The organism is Anaeromyxobacter oryzae (assembly GCF_023169945.1).
GTDB classification, from domain to species: Bacteria; Myxococcota; Myxococcia; order Myxococcales; family Anaeromyxobacteraceae; genus Anaeromyxobacter; species Anaeromyxobacter oryzae.
This window is the reverse complement of record NZ_AP025591.1, coordinates 4,867,305-4,881,807: the sequence shown is the minus strand read 5'-3', so window position 1 is coordinate 4,881,807 and position 14,503 is coordinate 4,867,305. Positions and strand designations below refer to the sequence as shown.

Here is a 14,503-nt window from a genome sequence, read left to right as displayed (position 1 = left end):
CCCGACGCGCTTGCCCTCACGGCGCCGCCCGCGCGCCGAGCGGCTGCGGTCCCGGCGGCGGCGGCTTCGGAGGCTCGGGAACCACGAGCCGCACGCGGAACACCTTCACGCCGCGCTTGCCGGCCTGCGCGACGAACACGTGACCGTTCCCGACCGCGATCTCGTACGGCGTGAGCAGGTTCGACGGGTCGTCGCCGCGGTAGCCGAAGTCGCCCAGGTGACGGAGCTGGCCATCCCACACCGACACGACGCTCCGGAGGCGATCGGTGACGAAGACGTACCCGCGCTCGTCCGCGTCGATGCCGCCGATGATGTTGAACTTGCCGGGCCGGCTCCCGCGCGAGCCGAAGAGGCGAACCTCGCCCGCCGGCGAGACGACGCCGGCGGCGAACATCGTGGACATCGTGAACAGCAGGTTCCCCGACCCGTCCACGTTGAACGCGTCCATGCCGGCGGGGGGCTTCCGATCCGTGTCCCCCACGATCGCGGTCGCCACGAGATCGCGCAGCGCGACCGACCGGCGGAACGCGCCGGAGAGGTCCGTCACGACGACGCGCATCGTGCCCCGCTCGGCGAAGTACAGGGCGCCGTCGCGGTACACCATCTGGTCCGGGTTGAAGTCCGCGAGCTCCTGCGGCAGCCCCGTGAGGCCGAACTGCTCGGTCGGCTCGCCCCTGAAGTCGCACCGGAAGTAGGCGCGCCTCCCGTTCAGCGTGGTGAGGACGACGATGGCGCCGTCCTCCAGGACCACGGCGCGCGACACGTTCCCCAGCGAGCCGTCGTCGCCGAACCGGTGAACCTCCATGCCGGAGGCATCGAAGATGCGGACGAAGCCCTCGGCCGCGACGAAGATCTCCCCGTTCTCCCGGTCGTACGAGATGCTCGGCCACGTCAGGCGCACGAGGCCGGTCGGCGTCACGAGGTCGTGCTCGAACGTGGCCTCGACGGTGGGCTGCGCGGGAGGCTGCGCCGCCGCGGCGCTCGCCGGGGCCACCGCGGGGGGCGGGACCGCGGCGAGCGCGAGCGCGAGGGCGGGGCCGAGCGCGAGCATCGCGGCCCGTCACCGCGGCAGCTGGAAGATCTGGACCCGGTTGTTGTTCCGGTCGGCGAGGAACGCGTCGCCCCCTGCGTCGATGCAGAGCTGCGCCGGGTAGTACACCGCGCCGTCGTCCCATCCCATGGCGAGCTCCCGCCCGAGGAAGGTGCCGTCGACGCCGAGCTTCACGACCGCGTTCCCGTTCTGATCGACGAGGTACAGCTTCCCGCGGTTGTCGGGCGTCAGGTAGGCGGGGAAGTTGATCAGCTCCTTCAGGCTGGTCGACAGCGGCTGGAACGCGGTCGCCTTCGGATCCGCCGCGAACACCACCGCCGTCACCGCGTCCACGAGGTAGATGCGCCCGCTCGCGTCCACCGCCACGTCGGTGAGGCCGGACGCCTTCGGGAGCGGCAGCTCCCGCGTGACCTTCCCCTCGGCCGAGACGACGAGCACCTTCCCGGCCACCACGTCGAGGACGTACGCGTTGTCCGCCGCGTCGAGCCTGAACGCCGCGGGGGTGACCGGGTTCGAGGACGCCCCCTGCGGCTCGAGATAGCCCGCGAACGCGCCCTTCGCATCCACGCGCACGATGCGCCTCGCGCGGCGGTCCAGCGCGAGGACGAACCCCTTGCTGTCGATCTGGACGCGGACGGGGTACGGCAGCTGCGCGAGCTTCACCTGCGTGCCGGCGTCGAGCGCGCCGTCCTTCCACGTGAAGACGAGGAGGCGGGCGTTGCCGGTGTCGGCGACGACCACCGCGCCCCGGTCGTCGCACGCGACGCCCTCGGGGCGCCGGAGCGCCACGTCGGCGGCGTCGGAGTAGATCGTCCGCTGGTACTTCAACCCCGCCGCGGGCGCCGCGCCGTGCGCGGTCCCGGGGAGCGTCGCGGCGAGCGCGACGAGGACGGCTGTCTTCGAGAGGGAGCGCACCGCCATCACCTCCGGTACTGCTGGTGGCACTTCGTGCAGAGGTCGGTCGTCTTCGCGTACGGGAGCAGGTGCTTGGCGCCCGTCCCGTGCGCGCGGTGACAGCTCGAGCACTCGAGCGTGAGGTTCCGGTTCCGCGGATCCTTCTTCGTGTCGCCGATCGGGTGCGTCGAGTGCTTCTGCCAGTCGTGGCACTTGCCGCAGAGCTCGATGCCGTCGGGGTTCACGAAGTTGAGCGGCGCATCGGACGAGTGCGGGTCGTGGCACTGCGTGCACTCGCCCTGGGCGATGGGCTTGTGCTTCGTCGGCGAGAGCTGCTGGCGCCGGATCGTGTCCGCGTGGCAGGCGCCGCAGGCGACCACCATGTTCGCGCGCACCAGGCCCTTCTGCTTCGAGGCGTGGGGGCCGTGGCAGGCGAGGCACGCGCCCTGGGCGACCGGCAGGTGCACCCGGTTCTTGTCGAGCATCTGCCCCATCCGCTGCGCGTGGCACCCGCGGCAGAGCGCGGCGCCCTGCTGGCGGGTCTTGAGCGGGGTGGCCGAGGTCGCGGGCTCGTGGCACATCGAGCACATGCCCTTCGCGACGGGCGGGTGGACGTTCGCGTAGAGCAGCCCGGAGTTGCTCGACCCGTGCGGATCGTGGCAGGTCGTGCAGCGCGCCAGCTTCACCGGGTAGCCCATGTGCTTCTTCGCGATCGGCGCGGATTCGACGTTGTGGCAGCCCAGGCAGAGGGCGGGCACGTCGGACTTGAGCAGCGACGCCGCCGTCGCGGAGCCGTGCGGCTCGTGGCAGACGGTGCAGCCCTGCTCCACCGGGCGGTGCTTCACCTTCGCGCTCGCGGCGGGGTCGGTGATCGCGGCGTGGCAGCCGGCGCAGAGCTCGGTCCCGCCCCGCACGAGGTTGAACTTGAAGCCGGAGGCGTGGGGATCGTGGCAGTCGGTGCAGCGCCCCTCCGCCACGGGCTTGTGGGAGCTCTTCGGGGTCTTCGGGACCACGTCGTGGCAGGTCGCGCACACGGCCGCGGGCTCGGCCGCGAGCAGCTTCGGGTGCGAGGACGCGTGCGGGTTGTGGCACCCCACGCAGTCGCGCGCCTTCACGGGCGTGTGCACCGACGGCTGCGCGAGCCGCTGCGCGAAGTCGGAGTGGCACTCGAGGCAGACCGTGCCGTTCGCGCCGTTCTTCAGCTTGAACGCGGACTGCGGCGCCGCCGGCGGGGCCGGCTTCGCGGGCGTCGCCGCCGCCGCCGGCGCGGCGGGCTTCGGGGTCGCGGCGGCCGGGGCCGGCTTCTTCGTGGGCGGCGGCGCCGCGGCGGCCGGCGCGACGAGGGCGACGGCCGCGAGGGCGAGGAGGGCAGCTCTCGGGCTCATCACTTCACCTCGTCCTTGACGGTGGCGACGTGGCAGCTGTCGCACTGCCGGGCGACGAACGGCATGTGCACCATGCCCTTGAACAGCTTCTTGTCCTTCGACGTGTGTGGGTCGTGGCAGCTCGCGCACGCGATCTTCCGGGCGTCGATCCCGAGGTGCGCGTTCGCGAACGCGGCGTCCGCCGTCTGGTGGCACTGATCGCACACCTCCGAGATGCCCTGGTCGAGCAGCCTCGGCTTCTTCCCGCCGTGCGGCTGGTGGCAGGAGAGGCAGTCCTCGACCGGCGGGTGCTTCGTCTCGCCCGCGGCCGCGAGCCGCTGCTGGAGCGCCGTGTGGCACGAGACGCAGAGATCCGGCGCCTTCCCGACGAGCAGGCTCTTCATCCCCGCCTTGTGCGGGTTGTGGCACCTGGTGCACTCACCCGCGGCGAACGGCGCGTGCACGCTCGCCGACTGGAGCGCCTCCTTCGTCTTCGCGTGACACTTGAGGCAGAGCGTCTTCTGGTCGGTGACGAGCAGCCCGGGCGAGCTCGAGCCGTGCGGGTCGTGGCAGTCGAGGCAGGCGCCGTCGTTGAACGGCTTGTGGTTCGTCGCGCCCGCCTCCTTGAACAGCGGCTCGTGACACCCCTGGCACAGGCGCCAGCCCTTCTCCCTGAGGAGCTTCGGCTGATCGCCGCCGTGCGGGTCGTGACACGCGGTGCAGTTCCCGTCCAGCACCGGCCGGTGCACGTGGGCCTTCATGAACTTCTGCTCGGCGTCCGAGTGACACTCGAAGCAGAGCTTGTCCTGGCGGGCGACGATCATGCCCTTCTGGTCGGAGCCGTGCGGATCGTGGCACGTCGTGCAGTCCCCGTCCGTGAACGGCGGGTGGCTCACCTTGTGCGCGGTTCCCGCCTGGATCGTCTTCGCGTGACAGGACGCGCAGAGCACCCCCGGCTTCTTCGCGAGCAGGTTCTTCTCGTTCGCGCCGTGGGGCGCGTGGCAGGTCCGGCAACCCTGCGCGCTGCTCACCGGCTTGTGCGGGATCACGAACTTGCGTGCCAGGTTCGCGTGACACCGGGCGCAGAGATCCGTGCCGGCGGCGCGAGCGAGCTTCGGAGCGTCGGAGGCGTGCGGGTCGTGGCAGGCCAGGCACTCGAGCTTCTTCACCGGCGCGTGCTGCAGCTTCGCGCCGCGGTCGAGGCCCGCGGCGTCGTGGCAGTTGGCGCAGAGCTTCCCGCCCTCGTCGGACACCGCGAAGGGCTTCGCCGCCGTGGGAGCCGCGTGGCAGGAGTCACACTCGGACCCGGCGACCGGCGGGTGGATCGACTCCTTCAGGAGCTTGGGCCTCGTCGCCGAGTGCGGGTCGTGGCATCCCGTGCAGGTGGCGACCGGGTACTTCGCGTGCGCCTTCTGGAAGCCGGGCGAGGTCGCCGCGTGGCAGCGTCCGCACAGCGCCGCCTGGGGCGCGGACAGCAGCTTCTTCTCCGCGGACGCATGCGCCAGGTGGCACGCACGGCAGCCGTCCTTCGCGACGACGGCGTGGACCACCTTCTTCTGGAAGGGCTTCCTGTCGTGGCAGGAGAAGCACGCGTTCTCCGCGTCGCCCTTCAGCATGTGGGGCACGTTCGAGCCGTGCGCGTCGTGGCAGGCCGTGCACGAGCCCTTGCGGAGCACGGAGTGGACGTTCGCCTTGTCCATCCCGATGGTCTCGCGCTTGTGGCACCGGTAACAGAACCCGTTCCCCGACTCCTTCAGCAGCAGCTTGGGGACGAGGCCGTGCCGCAGGTGGCACTCCTCGCACTTCCGCTCGCGGACCGCCGGGTGGGCGTACTTGTACCCGGCGTACTGGTCCGCCTGCTTCGTGTGGCAGTCGAGGCACTCCTTCTGCTTGAACTTCTTGTCGGCGACCGCCACCGAGGGCAGCGCCGCGACCGCCAGCGCGAGCGCGACGATCCGGACCGCACCGCCGGCTCGACGCGCGTCCCCGGAGACATCCGGCATGACTCGGCCCCTCGTCACAGCGACACCCTCGTGATGAGCACCTCGACCGGCTGCGCCTTGCGGAGCTTGTCCGCGTAGTCGCGCATCGCGACCGCGAGCCGCTCGTTCCAGAGCTTCTTCGCGATGGTCTCGCGCGCGTCGACGTACGGCTGCGCCGCGGGCGGCGTCTGCTCGATGACGCGGATCACGTAGGCCTCCGCGTCGGACGCCGCGAAGAGCCGGTACTCACCGGACCGCGAGCCGGCGAGCGCCTGCGCGAGCTCGCGCGGCATCATCGACGCGCTGAGGGTCCGGCCGTCGAGCTGCAGCTTCCGCTTCTCCGGCTCGATCTGACCGGGGGCGGAGGACTGCATCCACACGAAGTCGGTGCCCGCCTTGAGCTTGTCCAGGGCGGCCTGCGCCTCGGGCATCGTCCGGAACGCGAGGCCGTCGAGCTTGTACATCTGCGGCGCGGTGAACTCGCCCTTGTGCTGCTCGTAGTAGCGCTGGGCGTCCTGCTCCGTCACCTTCACGTCCGGGGCGATCACCTTCTCGACGAAGGTGTCGAACGTGAGCCCGCGCTCGTACTCCTCGACCGGGCGGAGGAACTCGGGGCGCGCGTCGAGCTTCCGCGCGGAGGCCTCCTTCGCGAAGAGCCGGGCCCCGAGGAGCATCTCGAAGGTGTCGTTCTTCTCGCGGTTCACGCGGCGCTGCTGGATCGGGGTCTCCAGGCCGTGGAAGAACTTCATCGAGACCTCGCGGGTGAGGTCGCCGACCGTGATCGGCTTCTCGCCGCGGATGGTCGCGAGCGGCCGCTTGTCCTCGAGGAGCGCCTTGAAGCCCTTCTCGCCGTTCGCCTCGAAGTCGAGCTGCTTCAGGAGCGGCGCGTCCACGTTCGCGTAGCGCGCGACGAGGGACTGGTAGAAGCTGCGGACCGCCTCGCGCTCCTTGCGCGCGATCGACTGCGCGCGCGCCTGCTCGCGGGCGGCGGCGTCGCCGGGGGGATACCGGGTCCCGTCGATGCGCAGCATGACCCAGCCGCTCGCGATCTTGACCGGCCCGACGGGGACGCCCGGCTTCGCGCCCTGCAGCGCGTCCTTGATCTCCGGGAGGATCTGCTTCGGGGGCACGAACTCGGCGGGCCCGCCTCCCTTGGCCTTCTTGTCGGCCACGTACTTCTTCGCGAGCGCGTCGAAGCTCCCGCCGGCCTTCAGCGCCGCCTGGAACGCCTTCGCGGCGTCCTCCTTCTCGAGGAGGATCGACTTGATCTTCCACTCCCGGACGGCGTCGCGGTAGAGCCGCTCGACCTCGGCCGGATCCGGCTTCACCCCGCGGGTCGCCTCGCGCTGGAGCATCGTGCGGAGCCGCGACGCCTTGAAGTCGTCGACGGCCGACCGGAACTTCGGGTCGGCGTCGATCCGCATCTCGCGCGCCTCCTGGATCAGGAGCCGGGTCGCGATGATCCGGTCGAGCGCCGGGGTGAAGTCCATGTCCGGACGACGCGCGGGCGCCGCCGCGTGCGCCGGCCGCTGGAGGTGACCGAGCTCCAGCGCCTGCGCGAGGTCGCGGAGCACGATCACCTCGTCGGCGACCTTCGCGACCGGGCACTCCTCGGACTCCGGCGAGAACAGGGCCACGCGGACGAGCCTGTCGTCGACGCGGGTGGCGCGGCAGCTCGGGGCGGCGGCCGCGGCCGCCTTCAGGAACACGCGCGCGGAGGGGGGCTCGGCGGGCGCGGCGGTGGCGAGGAGCGCGAGGAGCGTCGCAGGGATCATTTTTGACCTATCTCAGTTGCGGCGGGAGATTCGGGAGAGTTCGCAGCAGCCATTCATTGGACGTGCCCGTCGGTCTTCATGGAATTCCCGCAATTTCGGGACGTTGGATTGCCAAACCCGCGCGGGAAGTGCGCCACCACCGGTGCGACCTGCAAGGTTTGCGGTCGGGGGAACATTTCCACGGATCTCTGGCGCTAGTCGGCCGGTCCGAGCGGTCCCCGCCGGCCGACGATGTGGTCCACGACTCCCCTGACCATGCGACAGGAGAGCGCACTCGCCGTGTGGACGCGTCCGGCGCCGAAGAAGAACACGCCGTCGTTCCCTTCCCCGAGCGACGAGGACGACCAGACCAGCTCCTGCGTCCGCCGGTCGAGCACGTAGGCCGTGAACTCGACCCTCGGGGCCCCCTGGCCGCCGACGTACTGCCGGACGTACCCCGAGAGCACCAGATCGGCGTTGAGCAGCGAGAGGAGCGCCATCGCGTTGTCCACCGAGACGCCACCCTCGAGGACGATGCGGTGCCCGAGCAGCTCCTCGCGGACGAAGCCGGGGTCGAGCACCTCGAAGGATCCCGACCGCGCGAGCTGCGCCACGAACTGGCCGAGGATCACGTCGCTCGCGGACCGCCGGGGCGTGTCGTTTATGAAGGGCAGCACCGCGATGCTTCGCCGGCCGACGTCGTCGAGCACCGGCGCGCGGAAGACGCGGCGCGGCTGGAACCGGCCCGCGTCGCCGCAGGAGTCGCCCGCCGCACCCTTCGAGACGTACGCCTCGACCCGGCGCGCCACCTCCGCGACGACCGTCCGGTCCAGCTCGCCGCTGCTCGTCACGAGGCCGCGCGCGAGCAGCCCGGGCGCGTCGTTGCCGGACCGCGCGACGGCATCCGCCCAGAGCACGACGGGGCGCTCCCCGGTCCCGACGAGCCGCACGCCCATCGCGATCTTCGGGGGCGCGTCCGCGACGTGCTGCTCCAGCGTGGGCACGAGCATGGCGTCGACGCCCAGCTCCTCCCGCAGCACCTTCGCCATGGGGCGATCCACGCCCCCCGTGAAGCGCATCCGGTGCTGCGCCAGCACCGCGTCGAGGTTGCCGCGGGGGACGACCTCGAGCCCGCGCGCGCCGAGCGCCGCGTCCAGCGCCTCGGTGAGCGGCCGGATCGGCGCGGTGCCGCCGGAGGCGTTCTGGACCGGGAACACCGCGAGCTTGAACGGAGCAGGCATCGGCCGCTGCCCGTGGCGGCACGCGACGAGCGCCGCGACGACCACGACCGCGCCGCGCCACCCGAGCCGGCTACTTGAAGAGCTGCTCGAGCAGATCATCGACCGCCTGCTCCGTCACGTCGTTCACCGGCTCTCCGCCGGTGGAGCCGAGCAGACGCGCACTCCAGCCGACGCCACCCTTGGACGAGGCGCCCGCCCAGATGACCTTCCCGGTGCCTCCGTCCTGCATCTGGAGGCTGAGCGCGACGACGTTCGCCGTCGCCGAGGACGTCCGGACCTCTCCGTACTCCTTGAGCACGCCGACGACGACCGCGTCCGCCTTCAGCATGGAGCAGAGCTTCATGACCTCGTCCGACGACGGGGTCGGCGTCGAGATGTTGAGCCGCTGCACCGCGCGCGCGACCTCGCCGGTGGGCACGACGTACACGGAGTTCGTGGAGAGGAGCGCGTTGACGAAGACGTCGCGGACGCGATCGGCGCCCTGCGGGTCCTTGCTGAGGTTCCAGAACGGCAGGACCGCGATCGTCTTGACCGCGCCGAAGTCCATGTCGGGGTTGTGGTACGTGCGGTGGCGCGGGCACCCCGCGAGCGCCAGGGCGGCGAGGAAGATCGCAAAGCGCTTGAAGGCAGGTCTCATTCGATCTTCGCCACGGCGGGGTTCGAATTATCCGTGTTCACAGCGTCACGAGCAAGGTGGCGGACAGCGCCCGCGACACGAGCGTCTGGACGGGCACGACGTTCCTGAGCCAGGTGTACGACGAGGTCAACGACACGTTACGCCTCAAATTCCAGCGGAGCGACGGCGTGAAGATCTGCGTCCGGGTGCCCGCCGCCGTGTCGAGCGTGCTGGAATACGCGACCCCGAGCTGGACGTCACCGCGCAGGGGCGAATAGTTGAGCTGCAACGTCCCGAGCGTCGTCAGCTTTGCCCCGAGGAGGACGCGAGAGACGGTCCCCGCACCCGAGAGCGCCGGAGCGGGTGTGACCGAAAGGCTCGCATCCACGCGCGCGAACTGCGTCAAGACGTCCCCCGTCTCGGGCGAACTGGTCAGCGACCGACTGTACAGTCCGCCGATCGACCCGGTCACGACGGTATTCGGGGTCAGCGACGTCGTGCCGCTAGCCTGGAACGACTGCGCGGTGCGGTCGCCCTGCGTCGCGATCGAGCCGGTGGCGTTGGCCTGCGTGCTGATCCCGTCGTACCAGTCCGCCCGGCCGAGCGCGCTCAGCGAGTGCGAGATCGTCGTCAGGCGGACCGTCGTGGCCGGCGCGCCGGGAGCGCTCACCTGCGACGTGAGCTGCTCGGCGGCCTTCCCGCTGTACGTCAACGTCCAGTAGGCGGTGGGGAGCGGGTTCCCGATGAGCGCCGCGCTCCACTCCCAGCTCCCCTCGTGCCCTCGCCCCGCGTCCTGATCCTGCCGCTGCGCGCGCGCCCTCCCGACCAGCCACGCGGTCAGCTTCTGCCCGAGCGTGAGCCCGTTCACGAGGGAGTAGCGGGTCCGCGGGTTGTCCGAGTCGTGGGAGACGTCCACCGAGAGATCGTGGGCGAAGTCCGGCGAGCGCAGGATGGAGGTGCGCGCGAAGGCGGTCGCGGCGACGACGAGCGCGCTCTGGTGGCGGGGCACGAGCGCGGCCGGCAGCACGAGGAGCGTCTGGAGCTCGGTGATGAAGACGTCGCGAAACGCGACGTCGGTCGTCACGCCCACGGCGAGCGGCCGGAGGACCACCTTCAGGAACCGGGCCTGCGTCTCCGGGATCGTGATCTCGAGCCGGTTCTCGAAGGGCGATGGCTCCGCGGGCTTCGCGAGCGCGACGGCCGTCCAGCGCTCGTTGTCGATGCTCTGGTAGACCTGGACCCCAGCCGCGAGCGTGCGGCCGACGTCCGCCGCCAGCTGACGATCGAACCAGACGTAGAGCGTGTTCACGCTCGTCGTCTCGTCGCCGAAGCGGGCGCCCACGTCGCGCAGGTCGCGATCCCCGGCCAGCGCTGGAGCGTAGCCCACGTTGACGCCCGCGGTCGCGGTGGTGTTCCCGTCGATGAGCAGCGGGTTCGCAGCCAGGACGATGTTCTCGGTGGTCGCCGGGAACGTCTCGATCCCGGAGAGCCCGGCGACCGGGAGCTGCTGGCGCGCGACGGTCGCCCCCGCGCCTCCGCTCTCGGTGAGCGTGTTCCGGCTCTGGACCCTCGCGCTCACATACGTGGACGTGTGGCCGGCGAACAGCGTGTCCGTGCGGCTGCCGAGCGCCGCCTGCTCGACGGCGGTGGTGCGAGAGTCGCGCAGGTGATCGGTCGTCCGGACCCAGCTCAGGAGGTACCGCAGGTCGGACCTCGGCGTGTTGTAGCGCGCGCTGAAGAAGGCGCCGTCGGTCGTCGTGTCCTGCGCGAGGTGGGACTTGTCGAACGTGTTCATGTGCGACGCGCGCAGATCCAGCTCGGGGAGCTCCAGCGGACGCCAGGTCGCATATCCCGTGTAGCTCTCCGTCACGAAGTCGCCCGTCGTCGTGCCCGTCGTGCTCTGCTCGCGGCGGTCCGCTCCCACGCCGGCGTTCAGCACCTGGGTGCCCAGCGTGAGGCGCCCGAAGTACGTGCTGGTGCGGCTGTGCGTGTCCGACGAGATCCCGTCGGTGCGCGTCCAGCCCCGGTCGTCGAGGAGCGTCAGGCCAGCGGACGCGTCGAGATGATCCGTGATCGCGGCGTCGTACGATAGCCGGTACTTCTGGGACAGCACGTCGGAGCTCTCGTGGGTGGACGGACCGCGCTCGCCGGTCACGTCCGTCTCGACGTGCGTGTACCCCGGCTCGAGCGTGGCCCCGAACGCCTCCGCCGCGCGCGCGGCACCACCAAGGAGTGCGATCGCGGCGACGATCGCCGCCATCACCATCCGCCCCGCGGTTAGCGGCGCGCCATCGCCGCGGAGTCGAGGGGCGTGAGGAATCAGAGCCGCTCCCCGACGAACGCGAGGCCGAACGGATCGTTGCCGACGGGGATCTCGGCGAGGAGCTTGCGGCTCGTGAGATCGAGCACGGCGATGGTCCCCTGCTCCGGCACGACCGCGAGCAGCGTGTTCTCGGCGTCGTCGATCATCATGCGCGAGACCGCCCCCGGGACGTCGATCTGGTCCAGCGGCTGGAACGAGATCGGATCGTAGACCGAGATCCGCCGCTCGTCACCGCGCGACAGGTAGAGCAGATCCGTCCTGGGGTCGACCTTGACCGCCGTCGCGCCCAGGCCGACGTACGGGTGGGCCACGGGCGCGAGCGAGGGGAGCGCGAACACGCCGAGGTACGCCGAGCCGCGGTGCACGACGTAGAGCCGGGTCCCGTCCCGGCTCAAATCGACCCACACCGGCTCGGCGTCGGTCGTGATCGTGCCGACCACCGCGCGGTTCGGCACGTCCAGCACGGTGACGGTCGAGGTTCCGCGATTCGCGACGTAGGCCCGCTGCCCGGACCGGTCCACCCGCAGCCCCGCCGGCGCGTCGCCGACCGCCACGCGGCCCAGCTCGGCCATGGCGAGCGGATCCACGAAGGCGACCGTGCGCGAGCGCACGTTCACCACGACGAGGGTGCCGTCCGCCGCGAGCGCCATCTCGGCCGGACCGTCGCCGGGCGCGAGCCGGATGACCCCAGCGGACGCGTTCGCCGCCACGTCCAGCATCTCGAGCCGGTCCTCGCGGGACAGCGCGACGTAGGCGCGGCGCGCGATGCGATCGAGCGCGATCCCGAGCGGCGTGTCCCCGACCGGCACGACGCCCGTGACGAGGTGACTGTGGCGATCGACCGCCATGACGTTCGCGGAGGCCGAATTCGTGCAGTACAGCGTCACCTGGGGCGGCGTCTGGGGTGCGAGGGTCGCCTTGAAGGCCGCCGAGAACGCGTAATCACCCCGTATCGACGCGGGACCGTCGAGCGCCGCCCAGACCACCGCTGCGCTCCCGGACGCCAGCCGGAACACCAGGTCGACGCGGGACGGCGCCGGCTCGACCATCAGCCGCGCCCGTTCGCCGGCGCGGGCGAGAGTGGCCGTCCCGACCGTCACCGCGAGCCCCGCGTAGTCGCCGGGAGGCACGCGCCCCCACGCGACCAGCCGTTGCCTCCCGGCCTCCGCCCCGCCGATGTCCCGCTGCTTCATCTCGAGCGGCAGCTCGCTCCCGTCCTGCCGCCGCAGCGACACCGCCTCGACGTTGAACGAGAGGCGCTCCCCCTCGCGCTCGAGCGGGAGCACGTAGACGTAGACCTCGCCCTCCGTGCCGAGCGGCGGGAGCCGCGGTGGGCCGCGCAGCGCGGTCGCGCAGCCCGTGCCCGCAAGGAGGAGCGCGACGACCGCGGCACGGGTTCGCATGGAGGCCCTCGGCGAAAGAAAAGGGGGGAGGCGCTCGCGCGCCTCCCCCCAGGTTACGACAAGCTGCGAGCCTCGGCTGCTAGTCCTTGCCGTGGCACTTGTTGCAGAGCGAACGCTGGTACAGGCCGATCGACGTCGCGCCCGCACCGACCGGACGGTCGTAGTAGCCGGCCTGCGTCTGCTGGAGCGTACGCGCACCAGCCGTGCCCGCGATCACCTTCGTCATCGAGCCCGTCGCGCCGTTGGTGTAGTTCACGCCGTCCGTGAGGAACGTCGCGTTCTGGTCCCAACGGACCATGCTGTCGAATGCCGTCGCGTGCGCGCGGTGGCAGGACAGGCACATGACGTTCGAGCTGGCGCCCGCGGCGATGATGCTGTTCGGCACCGCGTTGGCCTTCAGGACGGCGAGCGTGGCGCTCTTGCCCTGCTCGAACGGGACGAGGGAGGTGTACTTGCTGGTCGCAGCAGCGTCGACCACGCCGCTCGACACGTACGTGTTGTAGACCTGGATCTGGCCGGCGTGGAGGAGCGCGTCGCTGCCGGCCGGGTGACGGAGACCGGCGACGCCGGAGGTGTAGCCGTCGAGGTGGATGTTCGTGTGGCAGTTCTGGCACCACTCGGACATGCCCGTGCCGTACGCGACGCGGACCTCGGCCGACGCCTCGCTCGAGTTGTAGAGCGCCGGAGCGACCGCGACCGGCGGGTCGTTCGGGAACGGCGACGTCGAGTTCGACGCCGGCGTGTAGTTCTGGCCGCCGAGGAGACGGTACGCGCCGACCGCGTAAGACGCGGTGGGAGCCTCACCGTACGAGCCGGAGGCGGCGATGGGCAGCGTCGCGGGCGAGCCGGGGAACGGGCCAGCGAAGGCGATGCCGTTCGGAGCCGTGCCGACCTGCATGCGGTAGCGGCCGTGCGGGTCGTGGCAGCTCGAGCAGGCGAACTGCTTCCGGCCAGGACCGCCCTGCCACGTGCCGCCCGGGGCGACAGTGAGGTTCGGGTCGACCGTGAGGCTGAAGTCAGCCGCGGCGACGTTGTGGCCGTGGCGCTGGGCCGGGCTGTTGTCCCAGTTGAAGTCGGTCCGGAGCCAGCCGAAGTCGCCGCCCGGGGTCCGGTTCGTCGGGATCGCGCCGGCCGTCAGGTCCGCGATCGTGAACTGGTTGCCGGTGGGGGCCTTCGTCCCGGAGTGGCAGATCAGACAGGTCGAGCTCTGATCGCTGCCCTGGAGCAGGTAGGCGTTCGTGACGTTCGTCCACGGCGCGACCTGCGAGGTCGGCGCCGTCGACTTCGCGACGCCGTTCGCCGCGTTGTGCATCACGTGGCAGCCGTCGCACGCGGCGACGCCGCCGGCGTGGAACGCCTGGGCGTCCGGCTGGCTGCCGGCGACTGCCGGCTGCTGGTACATGCCGCTGGGCGGCGTGACGGTACCACCCGCCATGCCGTTCACGGCGGCCCGAGCGTTCGCGCCGAGCGCGAACGCAGCGGTCGCTGCCAATGCAAGCTTCAACGTTCTCATGTTCCCTATCCTCAAGTGCCGCCGTTCCCGCCCGTGGCAGGAATGGCGTTCGGTTGCACTGCGAGTCGCAAAGACTCCCCTCGAACTGCTACGGCACATCGGACAAGGCACGGCTGGGCGGAGATGCGATGAGCAACGAACGTGCCGCGTTCACCAACCGCGAACACCATGCGTTTCGCGGGCTTTGCCTGCGTGGCGGCGCGTCGCGCTGAGTGCCTTCACCCAATTGCTGCTCAAAGCACGCACCGCAACCATTGCGCGGGCGCGCGGCCATCACCGGGCCGATGGAACCGGACGCATCCGCCCGGAACGACTGAGCGATCTTGTCTGCGAGCTGGGCGACGCCGCCCTCATCGACTCAC

Annotated in this window: 10 protein-coding genes; all 10 read right to left on the bottom strand. The window is 71.1% G+C overall.

The features are described 5' to 3' along the window. Window positions 1-16: 16 nt before the first annotated feature. The 10 genes from AMOR_RS21330 to AMOR_RS21285 all read right to left on the bottom strand — a co-directional run bounded on the left by AMOR_RS21330 (window position 17) and on the right by AMOR_RS21285 (window position 14,141). Window positions 17-1,051, bottom strand: a complete 1,035-nt coding sequence (locus tag AMOR_RS21330) for an NHL repeat-containing protein (RefSeq protein WP_248353870.1) — start codon at window positions 1,049-1,051, stop codon at window positions 17-19. Window positions 1,052-1,060: 9 nt separating this feature from the next. Then, on the bottom strand, window positions 1,061-1,966 hold the full coding sequence (locus AMOR_RS21325) for an NHL repeat-containing protein (RefSeq protein ID WP_248353868.1): 906 nt from the start codon (window positions 1,964-1,966) through the stop codon (window positions 1,061-1,063). A 5-nt stretch (window positions 1,967-1,971) separates the two neighbouring features. Further along, on the bottom strand, window positions 1,972-3,330 hold the full coding sequence (locus tag AMOR_RS21320) for a cytochrome c3 family protein (RefSeq protein WP_248353866.1): 1,359 nt from the start codon (window positions 3,328-3,330) through the stop codon (window positions 1,972-1,974). After that, window positions 3,330-5,312 (bottom strand): cytochrome c3 family protein, encoded by a 1,983-nt coding sequence (locus tag AMOR_RS21315; RefSeq protein WP_248353864.1) that lies wholly within the window; start codon window positions 5,310-5,312, stop codon window positions 3,330-3,332. Before AMOR_RS21315 ends, AMOR_RS21320 begins: the two co-directional genes overlap by 1 nt. 14 nt (window positions 5,313-5,326) lie before the next feature. Beyond that, complete coding sequence (locus AMOR_RS21310) at window positions 5,327-7,066, bottom strand: peptidyl-prolyl cis-trans isomerase (protein ID WP_248353862.1); 1,740 nt, start codon at window positions 7,064-7,066, stop codon at window positions 5,327-5,329. A gap of 194 nt (window positions 7,067-7,260) precedes the next feature. Then, complete coding sequence (locus AMOR_RS21305) at window positions 7,261-8,385, bottom strand: penicillin-binding protein activator LpoB (RefSeq protein ID WP_248353860.1); 1,125 nt, start codon at window positions 8,383-8,385, stop codon at window positions 7,261-7,263. Beyond that, on the bottom strand, window positions 8,357-8,923 hold the full coding sequence (locus tag AMOR_RS21300) for a GNA1162 family protein (RefSeq protein WP_248353858.1): 567 nt from the start codon (window positions 8,921-8,923) through the stop codon (window positions 8,357-8,359). The genes AMOR_RS21305 and AMOR_RS21300 overlap by 29 nt, the downstream gene beginning before the upstream one ends. A 37-nt stretch (window positions 8,924-8,960) precedes the next feature. Beyond that, entirely contained in the window at window positions 8,961-11,162 is a 2,202-nt protein-coding gene (locus AMOR_RS21295) for a hypothetical protein (RefSeq protein ID WP_248353856.1), read from the bottom strand. A gap of 59 nt (window positions 11,163-11,221) precedes the next feature. Continuing rightward, a complete protein-coding gene (locus AMOR_RS21290) occupies window positions 11,222-12,628 on the bottom strand; it encodes a YVTN family beta-propeller repeat protein (protein ID WP_248353854.1) in 1,407 nt (468 codons plus the stop codon). Window positions 12,629-12,707: 79 nt separating this feature from the next. Next, entirely contained in the window at window positions 12,708-14,141 is a 1,434-nt protein-coding gene (locus AMOR_RS21285; protein ID WP_248353852.1) for a cytochrome C, read from the bottom strand. Window positions 14,142-14,503 lie beyond the last annotated feature (362 nt).

Bases quoted from the DNA above. Each gene is read 5' to 3' on its own strand.
- AMOR_RS21330 (WP_248353870.1), bottom strand. From the start codon at position 1,051: ATGCTCGCGCTCGGCCCCGCCCTCGCGCTCGCGCTCGCCGCGGTCCCG.
- AMOR_RS21320 (WP_248353866.1), bottom strand. From the start codon at position 3,330: ATGAGCCCGAGAGCTGCCCTCCTCGCCCTCGCGGCCGTCGCCCTCGTC.
- AMOR_RS21315 (WP_248353864.1), bottom strand. From the start codon at position 5,312: ATGCCGGATGTCTCCGGGGACGCGCGTCGAGCCGGCGGTGCGGTCCGG.
- AMOR_RS21310 (WP_248353862.1), bottom strand. From the start codon at position 7,066: ATGATCCCTGCGACGCTCCTCGCGCTCCTCGCCACCGCCGCGCCCGCC.
- AMOR_RS21305 (WP_248353860.1), bottom strand. From the start codon at position 8,385: ATGATCTGCTCGAGCAGCTCTTCAAGTAGCCGGCTCGGGTGGCGCGGC.
- AMOR_RS21300 (WP_248353858.1), bottom strand. From the start codon at position 8,923: ATGAGACCTGCCTTCAAGCGCTTTGCGATCTTCCTCGCCGCCCTGGCG.
- AMOR_RS21295 (WP_248353856.1), bottom strand. From the start codon at position 11,162: ATGGCGGCGATCGTCGCCGCGATCGCACTCCTTGGTGGTGCCGCGCGC.
- AMOR_RS21290 (WP_248353854.1), bottom strand. From the start codon at position 12,628: ATGCGAACCCGTGCCGCGGTCGTCGCGCTCCTCCTTGCGGGCACGGGC.
- AMOR_RS21285 (WP_248353852.1), bottom strand. From the start codon at position 14,141: ATGAGAACGTTGAAGCTTGCATTGGCAGCGACCGCTGCGTTCGCGCTC.